This window comes from Aminobacter sp. P4_H6_2 (assembly GCF_056400805.1).
In genome coordinates this window covers 1-1,052 of record NZ_JBFUKO010001036.1, presented here as the reverse complement: position 1 = coordinate 1,052, position 1,052 = coordinate 1, and the positions used below count along the sequence as shown (strand labels likewise).

Below are 1,052 nucleotides of genomic sequence, written 5' to 3'. Positions count from 1 at the left end.
CCGTCCGTCAAGGCATGCTCATATGTGTCGAATGCCGCTGTGGGGCGACCGCATACTTCATGGCGGCAGACGTTATGTTGGTCGTAGGCGGTGGGAGGAATTTTGACGAAATCCGATTTCGATGTCGGAGGTGTAAATCGCGCGCCAACAAAATTCGCCCTATCGAAATAGATCGAGACAGGCTGCCGCGAATACTTATTTACCGACTTTCACGATCAGGCACCGGCGGGCCAGTCATTTGGTCACTGAGGCGCTTTAAGGGCTAGAATTCTTATCCCGCTACTGGTCTAGGCGTCGTCGGCTCCGCTGGCATGTCCCTACCTGAGTGCCCGTTCTTGGCCCGGACACTATCCTCCCTTGGCCTCGCGCTTCCGAGCAAGCTCCTCAGCAGCCTCAGTCTCCAAGATAGGGATTTTCCCGCCGCGCAGTTCGCAGTAAAATGCCCACTCCAAACAGGACGTGCCAGGCAGAGTTACGATGAAGAAGCCTCCGTTCGATGTGATGGACTTCCTCAGGACCGTGGACGGCGGTACGACGGTCGCCACGTATCGCACCAATGAGACGGTCTTCTCACAAGGAGACCCTGCGGATTCCGTGTTCTATATCCAAGAGGGCAAAGTCAAAGTCTGCGTCATATCTGAACAGGGTAAGGAGGCCGTCGTTGCCCTCCATGGCAGCGGGGATTTCTTCGGCGAAGGCTGCTTGAGTGGACAGCCGCTGCGGCTGGCCTCGGTCGCGGCGATGACAGAGAGCGTCATCACGCGCCTCGACAAGGCTGCAATCACCCGCGTGCTCCGGGACGAGCCTAAATTCTCTGAAATGTTCATGACCTATTTGTTGGCAAGGAATGCCAGGGTCGAAGAGGATTTGGTCGATCAGCTTTTCAATTCCAGCGAAAAACGTTTGGCAAGGTTGCTTCTCATCATGGCAAACTTCGGCATGGAGGGGGAGCCACAGCCTGTCATCGCCAACATCAGCCAAGAAACGCTCGCCGAAATGGTTGGCACCACGCGGTCCCGAGTAAGCACGTTCATGAACAAGTTCCGCAGGCT

1 protein-coding gene is annotated in these 1,052 nt (G+C 56.1%); it reads left to right on the top strand.

Annotation, left to right across the window (positions count from 1 at the left end; translation table 11 throughout):
- Window positions 1-477: 477 nt before the first annotated feature.
- The coding region (locus tag AC1DUU_RS32730; RefSeq protein WP_476787438.1) for a Crp/Fnr family transcriptional regulator at window positions 478-1,052 on the top strand (575 nt) is incomplete at its 3' end.